Here is a 21710-nt window from a genome sequence, read left to right on the forward strand (position 1 = left end):
AGCTTGATGTGAAGACGACCAAGGCCGAGCCGCAACCGGCGGACTTCGCCGACGTGCGCGCCACCAACCTGGCCGTGGTCCTGCGCCATCTACGGGTCAACGGGCCCAGCTCACGCGCCTCGATCGCCGCGTCGACCGGGCTCAACAAGGCCACCGTCTCCAGCCTGACCAGCGACCTGATCGGCCAGCGGCTGCTGCGCGAGACCGGCCTGTCCGGCAACCGGATCGGCCGGCCCTCCACCGTGCTCGCCCTGGACGGCTCGGCCTATGCGGCCATCGGCCTGCAGGTCGCCGCGGACAGCCTGACCGCCCTCGCCGTCGACTTCGCCGGCGACCGGTTGCTGCTCTGGCACCGTGCGTTCGACGGCGAGCCGGCCACCACCGGCGCCGGCCGGGCGGTCACCGCGATCACCGCTCTCGCCCAGCGCGCCGCGGTCCGGGTCCGTCAGCAGGGGCGGCGCGTGCTCGGACTGACCGTCGCGGTTCCCGGCCTGGTGGAGGACGGCACGGTCCGGCTGTCGCCGCCGCTCGGCTGGTCCGACGTGGACCTGGGCGGCCGTCTCGCCGGATCGTTGCGCCAGCCCGGCCTGGACGTCGCGGTGGCGAACCACGCCGGCCTGGCCGCGCTCGCCGAGCTGCGCCACGGCGGCCATCCGGCCGGTCTCGACCTGACCTATGTCACCGGCGCCGCGGGCCTGGAGGCCGGGATCGTCGCCGACGGCCGCCTGCTGCTCGGCGCCCGCGGCTTCACCGGGCAGATCGGGCGGTTCGCGCTCGGCCCGGCCGGCTCCCCCACGCTGCAGGACCTGGCCGGCATCGAGCCGCTGGTCCGCCGCACCCTGCCGGACGTCGACCCGGAGGCGCTCACCGACCTCGGTCCGGCGGTCGAGCAACTGGCCGTCCTGGCCCGCTCCGGCGACGCCGGCGCCGTCGCGGCGCTCCGGGACACCGGATGTCACCTGGGTCAGGGCCTGGCCCTGGTGGCGAACCTGGTCAACCCCGAGGTGATCGTCCTCGGCGACCACTACGCGAGCCTCGCGGAGTGGATCGTCCCGGCGGCCGAGGCGGAGCTCGCCCGGCACACACTGGCACCCGCCGCGGGTGGCGCGCGCCTGGTCGCGTCCGCTCTGGGCCGGCACGCCGCGGCCCTCGGCGCGGCCGTCTCGCACCTGGACCGGATCGACACCGGGCACCTGCCGGAAACCCGCTGACGGAGACGCCCGACACATCCCGGCGGTGGCCGATCGAGCCCCGTCGTAACGATCCTCGCCTCTTGACCAACGTGTGACGAGGGTGCGAGCCTGACGGAACTCCGTCCGAAACATTCGCGAAATCCACGCGTGGTGGCTTTCGCCGCTCGATTGTCGAAGCGCTTCGACGACCGACTCGGCCCGAAGGAATACGTTGTGACCGATTCCCCCACTCGCATCGTTTTTCGCGACCCGCAGCAGAAACTCGCCACGCGGGTCACCGACCTCCTGGGCCGGCTGAACCTGGCGGAGAAGATCGGCCTGCTGCACCAGCACCAGGCCGCCGTCCCACGCCTGGGCGTCGATGCGTTCCGGACCGGCACCGAGGGGCTGCACGGGGTGGCCTGGCTCGGCGTCGCCACCACCTTCCCCCAGGTGGTCGGGCTCGCCAGCAGCTGGGACCCGGAGCTGCTGCGCCGCGTCGGCGAGGCGGTCGGCGTCGAGGTGCGCGCCATGCACCACCGCGACCCGGAGAACGTCGGCCTCAACGTGTGGGCGCCGGTGGTCAACCTGCTGCGCGACCCGCGGTGGGGACGCAACGAGGAGGGCTACGCCGAGGACCCCTGGCTGACCGGGGTGCTCAGCACGGCGTACTCGCGGGGGCTGCGCGGCGACCACCCGCTCTGGCTGCGGACGGCACCCACCCTCAAGCACTTCCTGGCCTACAACAACGAGACCGACCGGTGTCTGACCTCCAGCAACCTGCCGCCGCGGGTGCTGCACGAATACGAGCTCCCGGCATACCGGCCGGCGCTCGCGGACGGTGCCGCGGTCGCCGTGATGGCCTCGTACAACCTGGTCAACGGGCGCCCGGCACACCTCAGCCCGCTGATCAACGAGACGCTGCGGTCCTGGACCGAGGACGACGTGATGGTCGTCGGCGACGCCTGGGCGGTGCACAACCTCGCCGGTGACCAGCAGTGGAGCGAGGACCACGTGGCCGGTTTCGCCGCCGCGCTGCGGGCCGGCGTCGACTGCATCACCGAAGACCCCGCCGCGTCGGTCGCCCACCTCACCGCCGCCTGCGAACAGGGCCTGCTCAGCGAGTCCGACGTGGACGCCGCCGTCCGGCACATCCTGTCGGTGCGGATCCGCCTCGGCGAGTTCAACCCGGAGGAGGACCCGTTCCGGCACATCGGCCCCGAGGCCGTCGACTCCGCCGAGCACCGTGCGCTGGCCCGCGAGGCCACCCGCGCCTCGGTGGTGCTGCTGCGCAACGACGGCATCCTGCCACTGAACCCGGCGACGCCGCGGACCGTCGCGGTGATCGGGCCGCTCGCCGACGTGACCTTCGACGACTGGTACAGCGGCACTCCGCCGTACCGCCGGACCCTGCGCGACGGCATCACCGAACGGATCGGCACCGTCCTCTTCCACGAGGGGGTGGACCGCGTCGCGTTGCGCTGCGCGGCCGGGCTCCTGGTCACTGATCACGATCTTCTTCGGGTACGCGCAGAGCACGGCACCCCGGACGACGCGCTCTTCGACGTGCTGGACTGGGGCGAGGAGACCATCTCGCTGCGCGCCGTGTCGAACGGTCTGTTCGTCGGCGCCGACGGTCTCGGGCCCGAGGCGCACCGACTCGTCCACGACCGGCCCGGCCCGAACGGCTGGGAGGTGCGCGAGACGTTCCGTTTCGTGCCGGTCTCCGGTGGTGTGCTGCTGCGGCACGTACAGAGCGGCCGCTTCCTGGCCGCCGGGGCCGACGGGGTGGTGCGGACCGCCGCCGAGGTGCCCGCCGACGCCACCGTCTTCACCGTCGACCTGCTCGTCGACGGCGTGACCGCGGCCGCCGCGGTGGCCGCGCAGGCCGACCTGGTCGTGCTCGCCCTCGGCAACCATCCACTGGTGGCCGGCCGGGAGACCGCCGACCGGCGGGACCTGTCCCTGCCCGGCACCCAGAACGACCTGCTGCACGCGGTGCACGCCGCCAACCCGCGGACCGTGCTGGCGTTGACCAGCGCGTACCCGTATGCGATCGGCTGGGCCGCCGACCACCTGCCGGCCGTCCTCTGGTCGTCGCACGGCGGTCAGGAACACGGCGCCGCGCTCGCCGACGTCCTGTTCGGCGCGGAGCCGACCGGACGCCTCACCCAGACCTGGTACGCGGACACCGGCGACCTGCCGGAACTCCTCGACTACGACATCATCGCGACCGACGCGACCTATCTCTACTACCGGGGCACGCCGCTGTTCCCGTTCGGCCACGGCCTCGGCTACACGACGTTCCACCACGAGAACCTGCGGCTGAGCGCGACCACGGTCGACCCGTCCGGCACGGTCACGGTCAGCGTCGACGTCGTCAACACCGGCGACCGGGCCGGCACCGAGGTCGTCCAGCTGTACACCCGTCAGCAGCGTTCCCGGGTCAAGCAGCCGCTGCGCAGCCTGCGCGGATACCGCCGGATCCACCTCGAACCCGGGGCGCGCGCCACCGTCGAGATCCCGCTGGCCGCCGCCGACCTGGCGTTCTGGGACGTCACCCGGTCCCGTTGGGTGGTCGAGGACGCCGGGCACACGATCGCCGTCGGCCGGTCCAGCACCGACTGGACGCAGACCGCGACCCTGCGCGTCGACGGTGAACGCATCCCGTCCCGTGACCCGCGGGCCGGCCTGCGCCTGATCGACAACGACGGTTACGACGCCGTCCTGCCCGCCCCGGTCGACCGCGCTCCCGGCGAGGCCCTGCGCAGCGTCCACGCCGGCGCCTGGGCGGTCTTCGACGACGTCGACTTCGGCGCCGGCGTCACGAGCCTGCGCGCCGAGGCCGCCGCCCGGGGCGAGGCCGCGACACTCACCCTGCGCCTGGACGACCCGCTCTCCGGACCGGTCCTGGCCACCGTCCCGGTCCCGCCGGTCGAGGGCCGCGAGGAATTGACCGAGGTGACCGCCGGTTTCCCGCCGGTGGCCGGCACCCACGACCTGTACCTCCGCTACGACCACCCGGATCTCACCGTCGCCACCGTCACCTTCGACGCCTAGACACCTCTCGTCATCGGGGTCCGAAGCCCATCCGTGTGGTGACTTCGGGCGTGCAGCGCGCCCGTATTCACCACACCCGCCATGGTGTGGTGACTTCGGGCGTGCAGCGCGCCCGTATTCACCACACCCGCCATGGTGTGGTGACTTCGGGCGTCCAGCGCGCCCGTAATCACCACACGGATGGGCTTCGTCCCTACGTGTCTAGGCGGTGGCCCGTTCCTTCTCCGTCGAGCGGTCGGCCGTCACCCGCAGCCAGTCCAGCCTGTCGGCGTCGGGGGACCCCGCTGCCGCGGTGTAGGCGACGATGCGCAGGTCGGCGCCGGGCACCGTCAGCACATCGCAGTCAAGCGTCACGTCGCCGATCTCCGGGTGGCTGATCGTCTTCTCGTCACTGGTCAGCGTCGTGGCGCCGACCGTCGTCCACAGGCGCTCGAACTCCGGCGAGGCCTGCCGGAAGCCGGTCACCAGCGCGGCCAGCCGTGGATCGGCGGGGTACCGGTCCGCGGCGTCCTTGAGGTCGGCGACGATGGTGGCTGCGAAGGCGTCCGGCCCGGCCGTCGAGGTCAGTGGCCGCAGGTAGGCGGGCGCGGACCCGGTGCCGAACAGCATGTGCGCGATGGTGCGCTCCGGTTCGGGGATGACGGCCGGGTCACCGTGCAGGGCGATCCACATGGGGTTCCACCACAGCAGCCGCCAGTCCGCCGCGAAGATCCCGATCGGCACGTCACCGAGCCGGGCGGCGAGCCGCTGGACACCCGGCGGGACATGGTCGTCGACCATCCCGTCCTGCGGCGGCAGCAGCCCGGCGGCGCGGAAGAGCTGGTCGCGTTCCGGTCGCCGGAGTTGAAGAGCCCGGGTGATCGCGGCCACCACCTGCGCCGACGGATTCGTGGCGCGGCCCTGTTCGAGGCGTAGCACGTACTCCACGGACAGCCCGGCCAGTCCGGCCAGATCCTCACGTCGCAGGCCGGGAGTGCGGCTCCTGGCCGTCCGGGTGAGCCCGGCGTCGGCCGGATCCAGCCGATCACGCCATCGCCGTACCAGGGCACCGAAGGTCACCGCGCTCATCGCTTCATGATCGCAGCCTGGGTACCGCTGGTACCAGGGTCGATCAGGTGCCTGGCTGCCCCCTGCCGATGGCCGGAAGCTGATCCCATGCTCATCACCAGTACCGACCGGACCGTTCCGATCACCGTCTTCGCCCGGACGTCCGCCACCCCCGCCGTCACGTTCCGGATCATCGCCCCGATCGACCTGAGCCGGGTCTTCGTCGCCGACCGCCTGTTCCCGGGGATCGCCGGGGTGGAGGACCAGACCAGCGACTGGGACCACGCCGGGGTGTCCCGGCGGCCACGGTTCACCGACGGTTCGCACGCCACCGAGGCGCTCACCGAATACGTCGACGGCCACGGTTTCGCGTACGAGCTGACCGGCTTCACCAACGCCCTGGGTGCGCTGGCCCGCGGCGTCCGCGGTGAGTTCTCGTTCCTGCCCGACGGGGACGGTACTACGATCCGCTGGACGTACGAGTTCAAGCCCCTCCCCGGACGAAAGCTGATCATCGCCGGGCCGTTCCGCCCGCTGTGGCAGCGTTACATGCAGGCGGCGCTGAACCGGATGGTCGCGGTCGTCCAGGGGGAAGCCGTGTGAGCGGGAGCGTCAGCGCGGGGCGGAGACCTGGTGGGGGTGGTCCGCCCGCAACGTGACCGTTTTCGTCAAGCCGGGCAGGCCCAGTTCGACCGTGCGGTCGACGGGTGAGGTCAGCGTCGCGTCGACCCGGTCCGGGGTCCAGGACACGTCGACGGTCACCGGGCCGCGGGCGACCAGGCCGCGGACGCTCCCGGACGGCCACGCGCCGGGCAGCGCCGGGAGCAGGTCGACCCGGGCCACCCCGTCCGGTCCCACGTCCCGGCTGCGCAGCACCATCGCCACGATCAGCGCCGGGTAGGCGCCGGCCACGTCCACGTTGAACATGTGGTCGCGGTTGTGGGTGGGCACCATCGTCGGACGCCAGTACGCGTCACCCAGTCGTTCCAGTGCCGCGTACGCCTCCGCGGCCAGGCCCAGGTGCGCGGCTGCCACGCCGAGCAGCGCCAGGCCGTACCCCATCTCGTCGGACGCCTCGCTCAGCCACCACCGCAGGCGGGCCCGGACCGTCGCCACCGCGGCCGCGTGCAGAGCCGGGTCGGCGTCGACGAGCGGGTCGCCGGCGTACAGGAACGGGACCAGATGACTGGAGTGCCGGTGTTCGTGGTGGTCGCCGAACCTCGGGTCGATCCATTCGGCCAGCTCGCCGGCGGCGTTGATCCGGTGGGGCGGCAGCGCCTCCAGCAGGGTGCGCCGGCGGTCCGCCGACGGGTGGTCCGGGTCCAGGGCGAGCAGACCGCGGAGCAGATCCCGGACGGCCTGCACGTCGAGGGTGGCGTCGGCACAGGCCTGGGCGCCGGCGCCGTCCGGATCGTTCTCCGGGGAGTAGGACGGGCTGAACCGGGCGCGACCGTCGACGATCTCGACGACGTGCAGGTGGAAGTCGGCGACCTCGCGGAGGAACGGGAGGGCCCGGGCGGCGAGGAACTCCCGGTCGGCGGTGTGTTGCCAGTGGTCGAGGTACAGGCGGGCCAGCCAGGCGGCTGCCGCGGTCCAGAACGTCAGGCACCAGACCGGTCCGAAGTGGTTCTGTCGGCCGTGACTGCCCAGGTGTGCGGGGATGTAGACGCCGGGCGCGCCGTACAGCCGCCGGGCGTTCTCCCGGAAGTCGTCGTGCAGGGTGTCGAGCAGGTCGAACAGTGGTGTCATCAGTTCCGGAGTGCCGGTGGAATGCACCGACAGCAGCGCGGCCTGCAGGTTGCCGTCGACGGTCCAGCCGCTGCGCCACGGCGGCGACCAGGAACCGGACCAGACGCCCTGCAGGGTCGGCGGGCGGGTACCGGTGCTGCTGATGATCGCGTAGCGGCCGGCGTCGAACAGTTGCTGCTCCCGGCGTCCGCCCAGGTCGAGCGTGACCCGTCCGGCCAGGTCGCCGTGCCGGACGACGTGGGCCGCCAGGAGGCCGTCGAAGTCGCCGTCGGGAAGGGCTCCCGGCCGGTCCGGGGAGGGGGTGGTCCGGGCGACGATCAAAACCTCTTCCCGGGTACGCGTGACGCGCACGCCGACGGTGTATCCCGGCAGCGCCCCCGCCCAGTCCACGCCCGGGAACCGTGCGGTGAGCAGCAGTTCGTCTCCGGACCGCCGGGTGACGGCGTCCACCGGTCGTTCCGGTCGCCCGTCGGTGAGCCCGATCGTCACGGTTCCGTCGACGCCCCGGATCCGGGTCACCACCGCGTCGTGGACCCGGGACACGAACGTCTCGCAGGTCACCCCGTCCCAGGTCTGGGTCACCACACCGGTGGCGAAGTCGGTGCCCCGCGACCAGCCGGCGCCCACCGGACCGTCCGGGGTGAACGTGATCGTCGCCGCCGGGATCAGCGGATCGGTCCAGCGCGTTTCCGCGTACCCCGGATGCTCTTGAACTGCCAGGTCGCACACCGCCTGCGCCGCCTCGCTGAAGCGCCCGCCCGCGATGAGATCGCGCAGTCGCGGCAGGGCCGCGGCGGTGGCCGGTGCCGGGAGCGGCTCGGTGACCGGCTGGAAGATCTCCTCGTGGGCCAGGGTGAAGCGCAGCGCGGTGGGGGAGCCGTAGCAGAGGACACCCTGCCGGCCGTTCCCGCTGATCAGCGCGTGCTCCCAGTCCTCGGTGCTCGTCGTGATGCGGAAGGACTGATTGACAGCGGTATGCACTCTGCCTACTTTGTTTATCGTCCAAACTAAAGTCAAGGCGGTGCGATGCTCTTCTTCGGCGGCGACTACAACCCCGAGCAGTGGCCGGAGAAGGTCTGGGACGACGACGTCGCGCTGATGCGCCAGGCCGGCATCACCATGGTGTCACTCGGCATCTTCGCCTGGTCGCACCTGGAACCCCGCGAGGGCGAGTACGAGTTCGGCTGGCTCGACCGGATCATGGACAGGCTGCACGACGGCGGCATCCGGGTCGCCCTGGCCACCCCGACCGCCTCACCGCCGCCCTGGTTCACGCTCGCCCACCCGTCGGCCCTGCCGGTCAACGCCGACGGGGTCCGCCTCACCCACGGCAGCCGCGACACCTACTGCGCGTCCGCACCCGCCTACCGCGCGGCCGCCCGCCGCATCGCCGCCGCCCTGGGCGAGCGGTATGCCGGGCACCCGGCGCTGGCGATGTGGCACGTGCACAACGAGTACGGGACGGACTGCCGCTGCGATCTGACCGCCGAGGCCTTCCGGACCTGGCTGCGGGACCGGCACGGCGACCTGGACGTGCTGAACGAGGCGTGGACCACCGCGTTCTGGAGCCAGCGGTACTCGGACTGGTCGCAGATCATGCCGCCGCGCGCCACCCAGTACCTGCCGAACCCGGCCCAGGTGCTGGACTTCCGCCGGTTCCTCTCCGACGAGTTGCTGGGCGCGTTCACCGAGCAGCGCGACGTGCTGCGCTCCTTCACCCCGGACATCCCGGTGACCACCAACTTCGTCCAGGGCGGCTGGGTCAGCGTCGACCACGCCCGGTGGGCCGCCGAGGTGGACCTCGTCGCGGTCGACCACTACCCGGACTCGGCCGGACCGGGAGCCGAGGAGGAGACCGCCTTCGCCGGTGACCTGGCCCGCGGCTGGGGCGGGGGATCGTGGCTGCTGATGGAGACCGCGCCCAACCTGATCTACACGCCGGGCCGGATGCACGCCAAGGAGCCGGGACGTCTCACCCGGCACAGCCTCGGCTACGTGGCGCGCGGCTCCCGAGGGGCGATGTACTTCCAGTGGCGGCAGCCCCGCGGCGGCGCCGAACTGTTCCACTCGGCGCTGGTGCCGCACGCGGGCGCGGACAGCCCGGTGTTCCGGGAAGCGGTCGGACTGGGACGCGCCCTCAAGAACCTCGCTACCACGGCCGACGCGGCACCGCCCGCGGCGCGGATCGCGGTGGCCTGGGACGCCCCCTCCTGGTGGGCGCTGCAAGGGGCGGGACTCCCGGCCGCGGACATCGACTACCTCGCCGCGGTCCGGCAGGCCCACCGCGCGCTGTTCCGCGCCAAACGCCAGACCGGTTTCGTCTTCCCCGGCCTGGAATCCTTCCCGGACAGCCTCGGCGCCTACTCGATGATCGTGCTGCCGCACCTCTACCTCGTCTCGGACCGGGCCGCCGCGGCGCTCGGCGACTGGGTGGCCGCCGGTGGCCACCTGGTGGTCGGCTACCTCAGTGGCATCGCGGACCCGGCCGGCCGGATCCGGCTGGGCGGTTACCCGGGCGCCTTCCGCGACCTTCTGGGGGTACGGGCGGTCGAATGGCACCCGCAGCCCCCGGAGACGACGCTGCTGCTCGACGACGGCACGGTCGCCGGCCGCTGGGCGGAACGGGTGGAGACCGCGGGCGCCGCGACGGTCGCGTTGTACACGTCGGGGGTGCTGGCCGGCGCCCCGGCGATCACCCGTCGCGAGGTCGGGGCGGGCGTGGCGTGGTACCTCTCCACCGGACTCGACGACGACAGCCTGGAACGGCTGCTCGGCACGGTGGCGTCCGAGGCGGGCGTGGGGCCGGTGCTGGAAGGGCTGCCCCGCGACGTCGAGGCGGTACGCCGGGACGACCTGCTGTACCTGTTCAACCACGGACCGGTCGCGGCGTCGTTGCCGCTGCCCGGTCCGGCGGTCGACGCGGTGACGGGCCGGCCGCTGCACGGTGCCGTCACGGTCGCCGGTGGGGGCTGTCTGATCGCGCGGCTCTCTGCGGTTTGATCTTTTTCGGTTTGATCTCTTGTGGCTCGATCTCTTGGCTTGATCAACATCCGCAGGGGGCGGTCAGTTCGTCGACCGGACGGGTCACCTCGCCGGTCGACGTGACCACCGGGAAACCCTCCCGAGCCCAGTACTCGAAGCCGCCGATCATCTCGCGGACCCGGTGGCCCTGCCGGGCGAGTTCCAGGGCCGCCTTGGTCGCGCCGTTGCAGCCCGGCCCCCAGCAGTAGACGACCAGCTCGGCGTCCCGGGGCAGGGTTGCCGGATCGGGCCGGTGGACGGCACCCGGGAGGTGCCCCTGATCCCAGGAGGCGGTGTTCCGGGAGTCGATCAGGATCAGTCCGGGCCGGCCGGACTCCAGGGCGGCGTGCACGTCACTGACGTCGGTCTCGAAGGCCAGTTTCGCGGCGAAGAAGGCCTCAGCGCTGTTGTTCATGATCCGATCCTGCGATGTCGTGGGCCGGCCGGACCAGTGGCGGGAACGACGGCGGGCGCTAACATCGCGCCATGCTGACGGTGGGACGGCGCGGCCACGCGGTGGCGGTGCTGGCATACGACGGGATGTCGGTGTTCGAAACCGGCATCGTCACCGAGATCTTCGGGCTGCCCCGGCCCGAGTTCGACGTGCCCTGGTACGAGTTGACCATCTGCGCCGAACGGCCCGGACCGATCCGTCTCGTCGGCGGCGCCACCCTGCACACCACGCACGGGCTGGAGGTGTTCCAGCAGGCCGAGACGCTGATCGTGCCCGGGGTGCCGGACGTCGAAGCAGCGACCTCCCCGGCCCTGGTGTCCACGCTGCGCCGGGCCCACGCCCGGGGCGCGCGGATCATGTCGATCTGCTCGGGCGCGTTCGCCCTGGCCGGCGCGGGACTCCTGGACGGCCGCCGGGCCACCACCCACTGGCGATACGCGGCCGCCCTGCGCCGGCGGCACCCCGCCGTCGACGTCGACGCGGACGTGCTCTACATCGACGACGGCACGGTCCTGACCAGCGCGGGCAGCGCCGCCGGACTCGACCTGTGCCTGCACGTGGTACGCCGCGACCACGGCACCGGCATCGCCAACGCGGTCGCCCGGCGCCTCGTCGTCCCACCCCACCGGGACGGCGGCCAAGCCCAGTTCGTCGAGACGCCGATGCCCGCCGACGCGGACGACGACCGGGTCGCGGGCAGCATCGCGTGGGCACTGGGCCACCTCGCCACCCCGATCACCGTCGACCAACTGGCCCGGCGCGCGCACATGTCGTCGCGGACGTACCTGCGGCACTTCGCCCGGGCGACCGGCACCAGCCCGATCCGGTGGCTGATCGCGCAGCGCGTACACGCGAGCCTGGCCCTGCTGGAGGACGGCGGGCTGCCGATCGAGGAGGTGGCGGCGGCTGTCGGCTTCGACGCCGCGGTGACCTTCCGCCACCACTTCAGCCGGGCGATGCGTACGTCGCCGTCCGCCTACCGCCGTGCCTTCAGCGCTGCCCAGCAGCAGTCCCCGTCTTGTTGACTGCTGGCGCCCGGTCACGCTGACCGCGCTGGTGCTCCGTCACGCCCGGCGTCGGCACCCGCACTCTCGGATCGTGCCGACTCCGGGGCGTGCCGGGTTCGGATCGTGCCGGGTTTGGGTTGTGCCGGGTTCGGATCGTGCCGACTCCGGGGCGTGCCGGGTTCGGGGCGTGCCGAGTTCGGGTTGTGCCGGGCCGGGGTCGTGCCGGGCTTGGGTCGTCAGCCGTCGTCCACGGTCGTCGTCAGTCCATGGCTCGACCGTGTCCGACGGCTGGGTTGGCGGAGCCGTCGGACACGGCTGTTCAGGAGGCGAAGTTCAGCCCTGAGTGGCGGCTCGGGATGGGCGGCCGTCGTTGAGGGTCGTTTCCGGCTCTTGGATCAGCCGTGGGTGACGGCTGGGGGTGGTTCAGCCGTCGTCCACGGCTGTTCGGGAGGTGGGGTTCAGCCGTGGACGACGGCTCGGGGTCGTCAGCCGTTCTTCAGGGTTCTTTCTGCGGCGTCGGGCGACCGCTGGCGACGGCTCGTGTTTGTGGGCCGTCGCCCACGGCTGTGCTCGGATTGCAGGTAACCGTGGCCGACGGCTGGGGCGGCCCTGCGGGGTCACACGGCGAGGGGTTCGCGCTGCGGGACCGCAAGGTAAAGGGACCGCAAGGCAAGGGGACCGCAAGGCAAGGGGCTCGCGCTCCGGGGACTCCCTCTGCTGGGTGCGGGTCAGTCGAGGAGGGCGTCCAGCCACGGGTTGCGGAACGTGCCGGACGGGTCGAAGCGGCGGGTCAGGGCGGCGAAGTCGTCGAAACGGGGGTAGGCGGCTCGCACGTCGGCCGGGGCCATCGTGAAGACCTTGCCCCAGTGCGGGCGGGGGGACAGCGGGGCGAGCGCCTTCTCCAGGTCGGCGACGACCGGGAGCACCGCCTCGGTGTCGGCGATCCAGGTGAAGTGCAGGGCCAGGCTGTCCCGCCCGTGGTTGGGGCTGAGCCACAGGTCGTCGGCGGCGATGGTGCGGATTTCGCAGATCTGCAGGACGTCGGCGACCCGTCCGCGTAGTCCGCCGACCGCGTCGAGGGCGGCCACCGCGTGTTCGCGGGCGATGTGCCATTCGGACTGGAGTTCCTCACCGCTGCTCGGGGTGAACTCCATCCGGAAGTGTGGCAGGCGCTCCTGCCACGGGCCGGGGACGCCGCCCTGCTCGGTGCAGTTCACCGTGGGCATGCCGGGCACCGGGTGGCGCGGGCCGTCGGCGCGGCGGGCGCCGAAGTAGTCGTCGCCGGTCAGCGGGTCGGGCCGTTTCAGCCACACCTGGTCGATGTCGGGTCCGGTCCAGCTGGTGAAGAGGCTGACGCTGTAACCGTCGGCGAGGATCTCCTCCAGGTCGGTGCGGAGGGCGGCGGCCGGCAGGTTCTCGAAGACGTACTGGCGCAGCGGGAACGACGGCACCACGTCGAGGGTGAGGGCGGTGACCACGCCGAGCGCGCCGAGCCCGACGACGGCGCCGGCGAAGTCGGGGTCGCCCCGGCGCAGGGTGACCGTTTCGCCGTCGGCGCGGATCAGTTCGACGGCGGCGACGGCGGTGGCCAGGTTGCCGTTGCGGATGCCCGAGCCGTGCGTGGCGGTGGCGACCGCGCCGGCGACCGAGATGTGCGGCAGCGAGGCCAGGTTGTGCACGGCCAAGCCCTCGGCCTGCAGGGCGGTGGCCAGTTCGCCGTACCGGATGCCGCCGTCGACGCGGACCGTGGTCCGGTCCGGTCCGATCTCGACGGTGCGCGGGAGGTCGGCGAGGGAGATCAGGTCGCCGTCGGTGTCGGCGATCCGGTTGAACGAGTGGCCGCTGCCGAGCACGCGCAGTTTCGGTGCCGCGGTGACGATCGCGCGGACCTCGGCGGTGGAGGTGGGGCGGTGCACGTGATGCGCGCCGAAGACGATGTTGCCGGCCCAGTTGGTCAATTCCCGCATCGCTTCACCCTACGACGACCTGCACGGTTGTCTTTAGATGTATACGCTTATTAAAATCGGGCGATGCCGCTGGATGCCTCTCGGAACAGCCTTGTGCTACCCATTCTGGGCCTTCTCGTCCAGCAGCCCGCTCACGCATACGACCTGTCGACCCGGCTGCGGGAGCGATGTGCTCCGCTGACGGTCACCCGCAGCACGGTGACCACCCTGCTCAAGTCGCTGGCACGGGCCGGTCTGGTGCGGGCGCGCAAGCCCGGACGGGTGGGCAATCGACCACCCCGGACGGTCTACGAGGCGACCGCCGCCGGGGTCGCCTGCTTCAGGGAGAAGCTCGAGGTGGGCCTCCGGGACACGCCGGCCGCCTCGGTCGACTTCGTGCTCGCGGTCGGCTTCGCCGAGGCGCTCGCCCCGGACCGGGCCGCCGGGATCCTCGACGACCGGGCGCGGCGGCTGGCCGGTGAGGTCGCCGATGACGGGACCGCGCCGCTCGAGGAGGCCTACTGGCGGGGGATCGTGGCGGCCGAGATCGACTGGCTGGCGACGCTGGTGGGGCGGATTCGGTCGGGAGAGCAGTCCTGGGGCTCCGAGCAATCGGCCGGGTTGCCGTTTCGCCCGGATGGTGTGCCTTCCGCGGGTTAAGGTCGATCCACCAGCCGACTCGAGGAGGAGGGCAGGCATGGCGTCGATCGTGGTCGCCGAGGACGACACGGACATCGCCGATCTGCTCGCCACCGTGCTGAGCAGTGAGGGGTACGCGGTTCGCACCGCACCGTCCGGCGCCGCCGCCCTCGATCTGATCGCCGAGTCCGGACCGGATCTGATCATCCTGGACCACCACATGCCCGGGATGAGCGGTCTCGACGTGGCCGAGCGTCTGCGCGCGCAGAAGGACACCGCCGGCATTCCGGTGATCATGTTGTCCGCCGCCGCGCCGGCCGCGGCCCGCGGACTGTGCGACGTGACCATCTCCAAGCCGGTCCGTCCCCGGCATGTGGTCGTCGCGGCCAAGGAGTTGCTGGCGGCCCGCGAGGCGGGACGTCGGACGAGCCCGGACGCGGCAGCCCACCTGGTGGACGTGAAGCGGCTGCTCGCCGTCTCCGACCTGCTCACCCGCCCGGCGCACGCGGCGGCGCTGGACACCTTCGCCGAGCGTCTGGCCGAGTTGACCGGGGTGCCGATGGCGGCGATCAGCCTGGTCCTCAACGACAGTGTGGTGGTGACCGGCTCGCACGGCCTGCCCAAGTGGGTCCGTGAGGCGGGCGGTGTGCCGGTCGAGTGGTCGCCGGACACCATCGTGGTGGCCGAGGACGTCCCGGTGCTGATCGGTGACAGTGCGACCGACGACGAGTACGCGGACACCCCGCTCTTCGCGATCAGTGGTGTCCGGTCGTATGCCAGCGTGCCACTGAACTCCGCCGAGGGGCACGTGGTCGGGACCCTGTGCGTGATGGACGAGAAGCCGGGCACCTGCACCGAGGACACCGTGCAGATCCTGCATTCGCAGCGCGCGCCCGCTTTGAACCTGTTGTCCCGGGCGGGATGACCGGACGGCGCGAAGTCCGGCCGGCCGACCGAGTATGGGTGCGACCGAACGTCGATCCTGGATCATCCGGTTGGCGTAGCGCGTACCCCCAAAGAAGGTTTTCGATGAAGCCGGGGCCCCGCTGAGCCGGTGGCGAATCGCCCGATGTTACCGATTGTTATATAAGTTGTCGCCGCGTTCATCTGCCCGTCTTTGAGTGACGGTGCGGTTACTGAGCGCGGCATGTGTGTTTCTAAGTGTGGAAACACGGACGACAAAGCTCAAAACGCCCGGCGTTTCATCGCTAGGGATCTAAATCGAGATGCGCCGCACGTTCTCTTGCGACGAAAGCTGCGTCACAATCAGTCACGCCCATGAGATAGGTGCGGGCAGGATGCAGACCAGCGAATCACGTGAGCGAGAGGGACGGCGTCATGGCGGAGATCCACCATTTCGATCATGGATGGATTACCCCGGCGGTCAGCTATCTGCTGTCCGTTCTCGGCTCGCTGCTGGGGCTCACCGCCGCGGTGCGCCTGCGCGGCTCGACGCGGTCCGGCGAGCGCATCTGGTGGCTGATCCTGGCCACCGTGGCGATCGGCGCGACCGGCATCTGGAGCATGCACTTCGTGGCCATGACCGGGTTCAAGGTGGACGGTACGCCCATCCGCTACGACGTCGGCCTGACCGTGGCCAGTGCGGTGATCGCGTTCGTCGCGGTCGGCGCCGGCCTGGCCATCGCGCTGCTCGGCACCGCCGCGCAGCAGGTCCGGATCCTGGCCGGCGGTCTGCTCGCCGGTCTGGGGGTGGCCGCGATGCACTACACCGGCATGGCGGCCATGCGGCTGCACGGCGAGATCCACTACGCCGGCGGGGAGGTCGTGCTCTCCATCGCCATCGCCGTGGTCGCCGCCACGGTGGCGCTCTGGCTCGCCCTGGTGGTGCACCGGCCGCTGGCCATTGCCGGATCCGCGCTGCTGATGGGCGTCGCGGTGAACGGCATGCACTTCACCGGCATGCTCGCCATGTCGGTGACGCGGGACACCGGTTTCGGTTCGGTGTCCGGCGCGAACGCCACCACCATGCTCATCCCGATCGGTGCGGCGGTGCTCTTCGCCGTGATCGGCATGGGGTATTCGCTGATGGCCGCGCCCAACGAGGACGACCGTGCGGCAGCGGAATACCTGGCCAGCCGTCTGGAGGCGCGGGAGCAGGCGCCCGCCACCGGGGTGCAGCCGGGGCAGCTGTGGGGTCAGCGCCCGCCGAGTCAGCCGGCCGATCCGGGACCGAGGCGTTCAGCGCTCGGTAACGGCGACTGGACATACCGCGATCGCGGTCCTCAGTAGAGCAGAACCGCAGGCCGGAGGGGCGGCTTTTATCAGCCGAACCGCCATGGGATCGATCCGCACGACAGCAGTGTCGCTGGTTAGGGTCGTGGGGCAAAACATGAAACTTGTAAGCGAAAGCTCCGAGCAAACGGGGGAACGCGTGGCGGTCGGCATACTCGGGACAGGGTCTTACCTCCCGGAGCGGGTCGTGACCAATGTGGACCTGCGAACGCTGGTGCCGGATGCGGACCCGGAATGGGTGTCGCGCAAGACCTTGATCGAGGCCCGCCGGTTCGCGGCGCCTCACGAGGCCACGTCCGACCTGGCCACGAACGCAGCCAAGGCGGCACTGGAACGGGCGGGCATCGCTGCCGCCGACATCGACTATCTGATCGTCTCGACGTCCACCGGGGACTCCCCGCAGCCGCCGACGTCGAACCTGGTGCAGCAGTCGATCGGCGCCGACAAGGCCGCCTGTTTCGACGTCAACGCGGTCTGCGCCGGCTTCGTCTTCGCGCTGAACATCGCGAACGGCCTGGTCGCGGCGAACCCGGGCGCACTCGTCCTGGTCATCGCGTCGGACATCTACTCGCGCATCCTGGACTTCGGCGACCGGCGCACCTCGGTGCTCTTCGGCGACGGCGCCGGTGCCGCGGTGGTCGGTTCGGTTGCCGACGGACACGGCATCATCGACATCGATCTCTCCTCCAAGGGTGAGGCGAACGACCTGATCTATGTCAAGGGTGGCGGCAGCCGGATGCCCCCCACGGCCGAGACGGTGGCCGCGGGCGATCACTACTTCCGGATGAACGGCCGGGGCGTGCGGGACTTCGTCGCCGGCGCGGTCCCGCCGGCCCTCGACGAGTTGCTGCGCCGTAACGAACTGAAGGCCGACGACGTCGAGCACTTCGTCCCGCACCAGGCGAACGGCATCATGCTGCAGGAACTGGTCGAGGCGGCCGGCTTCCAGAACGCGCACACGCATCTGACGCTGCCGTGGTACGGCAACGTGGGCAGCGCCTCGATCCCGGTCACCCTCGACGACGCGGCACGCAACGGCTCGCTGCGCGACGGTCAGCTGGTGCTGCTCGCCGGCTTCGGTGGTGGCATGTCGATGGGTTCCTGCCTGCTGCGCTGGGGTCGTTGACCTTTTCTGATCAACCTTTGGGCTGGATCAGCCAGTCCCAGGCGCGTCGCAGTCCGCTCATCGCGGGCTGCGACTCGTCCGGTTCGGGCAGGTTCTCGGCCGGTTCGCTGACGATCACCCCCTGCTCGAAGAGCCCGTCGATCCGGTCGGCCGCGGCGAACCGGTGTCCGAGCCCGGTCTCGAGCAGCAGTCCGTGGAAGATGTCCTCGGGAACGTCGGCGAGCACGTGTTCGACCGTGCCCACCGTGGCGCCCGACCGGTCGTAGACCGGCGTCCCGTTCTTGACGACCAGGTACGCCACCGGCGCGCCCAGGTCCTCCGACGTGGTGTTCCTGTGCTGGGTCATGACCCTTCTCCTTACCCGCGTTCCGGCTCGTCGGCACGTGGTGAGGGACATCATCTTTTCGGCCGATCCGCCCTAAACGTTTTGTACAGAATCCGTCTTTTGTCCCGAAACATTGCGAAGCCTGCAATGGGATGGACGGAATTCCCATAGTGTCCGTTTTGTCAGGCCAGTTCCCGCACGGCTTCACGGCTGACGACATGGCACGGAGGAATTCCCATGCAGACCACAAGGCGCATCGTCGCCCTCGCCACCGCGGCCACCGGGCTCCTCGCGGTCGCGGCGGCCCCGGCCGCCGCCGCACCCCGCGGCCCGCAGCCCGTCTCGACCTGGCTGCAATCGGTCCGGGCCAACACCAGTAGCTGGGTCAACATCTACTGGCGCACCGACCGTCGCATCTGCGACGTCGAAGTCCGCGTCCGGGCCGAACAGGCCCGCGTCGACTACCCGGGGAACGCGCGCTCGGCGACCTTCTCCCGCGGCGACTCATTGTTCCCGGGGCGCACCGACTTCACCCGGATCCGGGTCACGCCGTTCCTGCAGCGGCAGGGCGTGACACAGCTCTGGACGACCATGACGTACGACGACTGCGGGTTCAAGGCCCGGCCCCAGACGCGGACGGCGGTGCTGTCGCTGCCGGTGCTGCGGGCCGACAACTGGCCGGGCGGTCCGGGCGGTCCGGGCGGTCCCGGGCAGGGCCAGCCGGGCGGGCAGGGACAGGGTCAGGGCCAGCCAGGCGGTCCCGGGCAGGGACAGCCGGGCGGACCGGGGCAGGGGCAGCCGGGCGGACCGGGAGCAGGCGGTCCCGGCGGTCCTGGAAACGGTCCCGGTGGGCCCGGAAACAACCAAGGCGGCCCCGGCGGTCAGAACGGGCCCGGCCAGGGTGGGCCGATGCAGGGTGGCCCGGGCGGTCCCGGACAGGGACAGCCCGGTGGGGGTCAGAACGGCCAGGGCGGCCCCTGGCACGGAGGTACCCCGCGGCCGTGATCTGATTCCGGCTGCTCGAGGGTGGCGTCCGACTTCGGTCGGGCGCCACTTCGCCGTTTCCAGCGGGTGCCGCTTCGCCGTTTCCAGCGGGTGCCGCTTCGCCGTTTCCAGCCGGTGCCACTTCACCGTTCTCCGGAGGGAACGGAAAGGGGCCGGCCGCCGGACCCCGCGAGGGTCCGGCGGCCGGGGGGAGAGTCCGGCCGATCGGGGGGTGTGCCGGCCGGGCTCGAGTACGCGGGCGCTGTGCTGCTGTGACGGTCAGCGGCGGGCCATGATCAGGCCGGCCGGGTCGGTGCAGACCAGGTCCAGGGCCCGGGCGATGAGCGCCGGGTCGTACGTGCTGGCGTGGAAGGTGGCCTCCAGGTGCAGGACGCCGTTCATCTCGCTGGTGGTCAGCGTGATGCCCTCCGGGCCGTTCAGCGTCGGCACGCTCTGGTTGATCCGGCCGGCCGGTTCGACCGCCCACGGCAGATCGCTGAGGAAGTCGTGCCGTCCCTGGTTGCTGAAGGTCAGGCTGGGGCGGGGCTCGACCGGGGCCTCGGTGGGGTACGGGTCCGGCATGCCGGGCGCGCCGGTCAGCAGGATCTTGCCCTCACGCAGCAGCAGCATGGTGAGGATCCGGCCGGTGGCCAGTTCCGCCTTCAGCGTCGTGTGGATGGCGAGCGGGTCGGTCAGGCTCTGCGGGGTCAGGAACGGGCCCATGCAGAAGTTGCTGTCGATGCTGACGCCCTTGTCCAGGTACCGGCGGGCGTCGGCGAGGAACGTGCCGCCGCGCAGGTCGGGGCGCAGACCGAGTTCGATCAGGGCCGAGGTGAACGCGGCGAACGTGATGGCCGACGTGGTGACGCCGGGGGCGTGGTCGTCGCGCCAGCCGCGCATCTGGCCGAGGACCCGGCCGGAGCGGGCGGTGCGGACGGTCAGGTCGGCCTGCCACGGGCGGGTCGCCGACTCCTCCGGGTGCGGCGGGCGGGCGAAGCTCAGGCCCTCCTTCCAGCGGCCGGGCTGCAGTCCGAACTGCTTCCACCACGCCTTCACGAGGGCCGTGCGGTGCCGCCGGGACGGGGCGATCCTGGCTGGGCGCTGCTCGTAGGCGGCCTGCACCAGCTCGTGCACCAGGGTGCCGACCGGGCCGGCGTCGCCGTACGCGTGCGACACCTTGAGGGCGAAGTAGCCGCCGCCGACCAGGATCCGCAGCGGGTGGTGGGCCCGCGGCTCGGACTGCAGCTGTCGGGTCATCGCGTCGAAGTCCACCGGGCCGGGGCCCAGGTCGGTCACGGCGTGCTGCACGAACGCGGCGAACGACGCGGCGTCCATGTGCTGCCAGCGGGCGCCGGACCGGTCCAGCCGGGAGACGGCGCGGTGGGTCGGGTCGGCGGCGTGCAGGCCGATCAGTGCGTGGCGTACCCGGTCCGCGGTGACCCCGGTGAGCGGGCCGACGGTGCGGATGTACTCCAGCGGCAGCCAGGACCGCTCGCGCAGGGTCATGCTGGTGGTGGACACGACGTTTACTCCCTCCGCCGCAGCGGACATGTCGACGACAGGGGCGAAGACGACTTTCAGGACCATCGGGGCGACCAGCACCATCTCGATCGCCATCACCACGACGACCGCGGTGACCAGCGTGTCCAGATCGCCGGTGGTGCCGCCGTACCAGGCGGCGCCCAACTCGGCCACACCGGCGAAGCAGGCGAAGATCCCGGCGCCGCGGAGCCGGTTCTGCACCCGGGAGATCGCCAGGAAGAAGTGGTGGAAGACGAACGGCAGGTACGACAGCGTCAGGATGGCCAGGGCGTTGCCGGCCAGGTCGGCGTACTGAGAGCTGAACAGCGACATGATGAAGTCGCTGAGCCCGTAGACGACCAGTGCCGCGGGCAGTCCGACGATCAGGCAGATCAGCAGGCCGACACGGACCTTGCTGCGCAGGGCCGCCTTGTCGCCGGCGGTCACCGCGAACAGCGTGATCGCCACGTTGCCGGGGACCATCGCCAGGAACGACAGCACCATGAACGCGGTGTAGAAGGCCGCGTTCACCTCTTTCGACAGGGTCGCGGTCACCACCAGCGGCAGTGCCGCCCGGGGCAGGTAGGTCGCCAGGTTCAGCAGGTTGTGGTCGAAGGTGGCCTTGCCGCGGCCGCGCATCAGGCCGGGCCGGGGCCGCATCGAGTCGATCATGCCGCGCTTGCGCAGGGTGCGGAACAGGATCGCGGTGGACATGACGATGCCGGCCACCCAGGTCAGCAGCAGGATCTCGCCGGTCAGCGTGAACGGCAGCAGGGCCGCCAGCGCCAGCAGCACCAGCTTGATCACCGAGAACCAGGCGTTGCGCATCAGCTGCAGCGGGCCCTGGAGGAGGCCGACCATGGCCTCGTCGAGCACCAGGGTCATCGCGTTCAGCGCGATGCCGACGATCAGCAGGATCATGCCGGCGGTGCCGCCGAACGCCTCCCGCAGGCTGGGGATCCACAGGTCGGCGACGACCACGTACGCGATGCCGCCCACCGTGGCCACCGTGCCCGCGGTCAGCAGACAGGTGGAGATCAGGTCCCACTTGCCGCGGGGGATGCTCGGCAGCGCGCCGATCAGCATGGTGCCCATGCCGAACATGCCGATGGTGCCGATGGTCGTCATGGCCGCGACCGCGGCGGACGCCTCGCCGACCGCGTCGATCGGTGCGACGCGGGCGGCGACCCACCAGTACGCGAAGCCGAAGAGCGAGGTGAGAAGGGTGGTCGCCATCAGCGAGCCGGCGTTCAAGAAGAGGTCGACGTGGCCCTTGAGGGCCGCGAATATGCCGCTTTTACCCGGCGACTCCGCGTGCTGCGGTGCGGCGTCGGTTGCCGTCATTCCGAAAATCCCCCAAAGATCGACGCAGTCACAAAAACTAGTAACTCGCCGTGTTCGTGGGC

16 protein-coding genes are annotated in these 21710 nt (G+C 71.3%); 10 read left to right on the forward strand and 6 right to left on the reverse strand.

The features are described 5' to 3' along the window. The first annotated feature begins 8 nt into the window (after positions 1-8). Both QSK32_RS08320 and QSK32_RS08325 read left to right on the forward strand, forming a co-directional pair. The gene (locus QSK32_RS08320; protein WP_045742314.1) at positions 9-1211 is read left to right on the forward strand and encodes an ROK family protein; all 1203 of its coding nucleotides are present in this window, start codon (positions 9-11) and stop codon (positions 1209-1211) included. Between the two features lie 195 nt (positions 1212-1406). Beyond that, positions 1407-4232, forward strand: coding sequence for a glycoside hydrolase family 3 protein (locus QSK32_RS08325; RefSeq protein WP_285471572.1), 2826 nt, complete (start codon positions 1407-1409; stop codon positions 4230-4232). 201 nt (positions 4233-4433) lie between these two features. On the opposite strand, the gene QSK32_RS08330 is transcribed toward QSK32_RS08325, so the two are convergent. Beyond that, a complete protein-coding gene (locus QSK32_RS08330) occupies positions 4434-5300 on the reverse strand; it encodes a helix-turn-helix transcriptional regulator (protein WP_045742315.1) in 867 nt (288 codons plus the stop codon). A gap of 87 nt (positions 5301-5387) precedes the next feature. Here QSK32_RS08330 and QSK32_RS08335 point away from each other — a divergent pair, with 87 nt between their 5' ends. Then, on the forward strand, positions 5388-5882 hold the full coding sequence (locus tag QSK32_RS08335) for an SRPBCC family protein (protein WP_045742316.1): 495 nt from the start codon (positions 5388-5390) through the stop codon (positions 5880-5882). A gap of 9 nt (positions 5883-5891) precedes the next feature. Here QSK32_RS08335 and QSK32_RS08340 read toward each other — a convergent pair whose 3' ends face one another. After that, on the reverse strand, positions 5892-8009 hold the full coding sequence (locus QSK32_RS08340; protein ID WP_285471573.1) for a glycosyl hydrolase family 95 catalytic domain-containing protein: 2118 nt from the start codon (positions 8007-8009) through the stop codon (positions 5892-5894). 45 nt (positions 8010-8054) lie between these two features. Here QSK32_RS08340 and QSK32_RS08345 point away from each other — a divergent pair, with 45 nt between their 5' ends. Beyond that, the gene (locus QSK32_RS08345) at positions 8055-10028 is read left to right on the forward strand and encodes a beta-galactosidase (protein ID WP_285471574.1); all 1974 of its coding nucleotides are present in this window, start codon (positions 8055-8057) and stop codon (positions 10026-10028) included. Positions 10029-10071: 43 nt separating this feature from the next. Here the strand turns inward: QSK32_RS08345 and QSK32_RS08350 are convergent, their stop codons facing one another. Further along, positions 10072-10464: a rhodanese-like domain-containing protein gene (locus QSK32_RS08350; RefSeq protein WP_285471575.1), complete on the reverse strand. Its 393-nt coding sequence runs from the start codon at positions 10462-10464 to the stop codon at positions 10072-10074. 71 nt (positions 10465-10535) lie between these two features. On the opposite strand from QSK32_RS08350, the gene ftrA reads away from it, so the two are divergent. Continuing rightward, positions 10536-11528, forward strand: a complete 993-nt coding sequence (gene ftrA / locus QSK32_RS08355; protein WP_285471576.1) for a transcriptional regulator FtrA — start codon at positions 10536-10538, stop codon at positions 11526-11528. Positions 11529-12238: 710 nt separating this feature from the next. Here ftrA and QSK32_RS08360 read toward each other — a convergent pair. After that, the gene (locus QSK32_RS08360; protein ID WP_045742321.1) at positions 12239-13477 is read right to left on the reverse strand and encodes an FAD-binding protein; all 1239 of its coding nucleotides are present in this window, start codon (positions 13475-13477) and stop codon (positions 12239-12241) included. A gap of 63 nt (positions 13478-13540) precedes the next feature. On the opposite strand from QSK32_RS08360, the gene QSK32_RS08365 reads away from it, so the two are divergent. The 4 genes from QSK32_RS08365 (at position 13541) to QSK32_RS08380 (ending at position 17474) form a co-directional block, all read left to right on the forward strand. After that, entirely contained in the window at positions 13541-14116 is a 576-nt protein-coding gene (locus QSK32_RS08365) for a PadR family transcriptional regulator (RefSeq protein WP_285471577.1), read from the forward strand. 37 nt (positions 14117-14153) lie between these two features. Next, the gene (locus QSK32_RS08370; protein WP_045742323.1) at positions 14154-15020 is read left to right on the forward strand and encodes a response regulator; all 867 of its coding nucleotides are present in this window, start codon (positions 14154-14156) and stop codon (positions 15018-15020) included. A 413-nt stretch (positions 15021-15433) separates the two neighbouring features. Further along, positions 15434-16345: an MHYT domain-containing protein gene (locus tag QSK32_RS08375; protein WP_285471578.1), complete on the forward strand. Its 912-nt coding sequence runs from the start codon at positions 15434-15436 to the stop codon at positions 16343-16345. Positions 16346-16445: 100 nt separating this feature from the next. Then, positions 16446-17474, forward strand: coding sequence for a 3-oxoacyl-ACP synthase III family protein (locus tag QSK32_RS08380; RefSeq protein ID WP_045742324.1), 1029 nt, complete (start codon positions 16446-16448; stop codon positions 17472-17474). 10 nt (positions 17475-17484) lie between these two features. Here the strand turns inward: QSK32_RS08380 and QSK32_RS08385 are convergent, their stop codons facing one another. Beyond that, positions 17485-17820: a PRC-barrel domain-containing protein gene (locus tag QSK32_RS08385; RefSeq protein WP_045742325.1), complete on the reverse strand. Its 336-nt coding sequence runs from the start codon at positions 17818-17820 to the stop codon at positions 17485-17487. Between the two features lie 216 nt (positions 17821-18036). On the opposite strand from QSK32_RS08385, the gene QSK32_RS08390 reads away from it, so the two are divergent. Further along, positions 18037-18804 carry a hypothetical protein gene (locus tag QSK32_RS08390; protein WP_285471579.1) on the forward strand — a complete coding sequence of 256 codons (768 nt, stop codon included), beginning with the start codon at positions 18037-18039 and terminating at the stop codon, positions 18802-18804. 258 nt (positions 18805-19062) lie between these two features. Here QSK32_RS08390 and QSK32_RS08395 read toward each other — a convergent pair whose 3' ends face one another. Next, positions 19063-21648 (reverse strand): lipopolysaccharide biosynthesis protein, encoded by a 2586-nt coding sequence (locus QSK32_RS08395; RefSeq protein WP_285471580.1) that lies wholly within the window; start codon positions 21646-21648, stop codon positions 19063-19065. Between the last annotated feature and the right edge of the window lie 62 nt (positions 21649-21710).

Origin of the sequence: Actinoplanes sp. NBRC 101535, from assembly GCF_030269225.1 — a bacterium.
Lineage (GTDB): Bacteria > Actinomycetota > Actinomycetes > Mycobacteriales > Micromonosporaceae > Actinoplanes > Actinoplanes rectilineatus.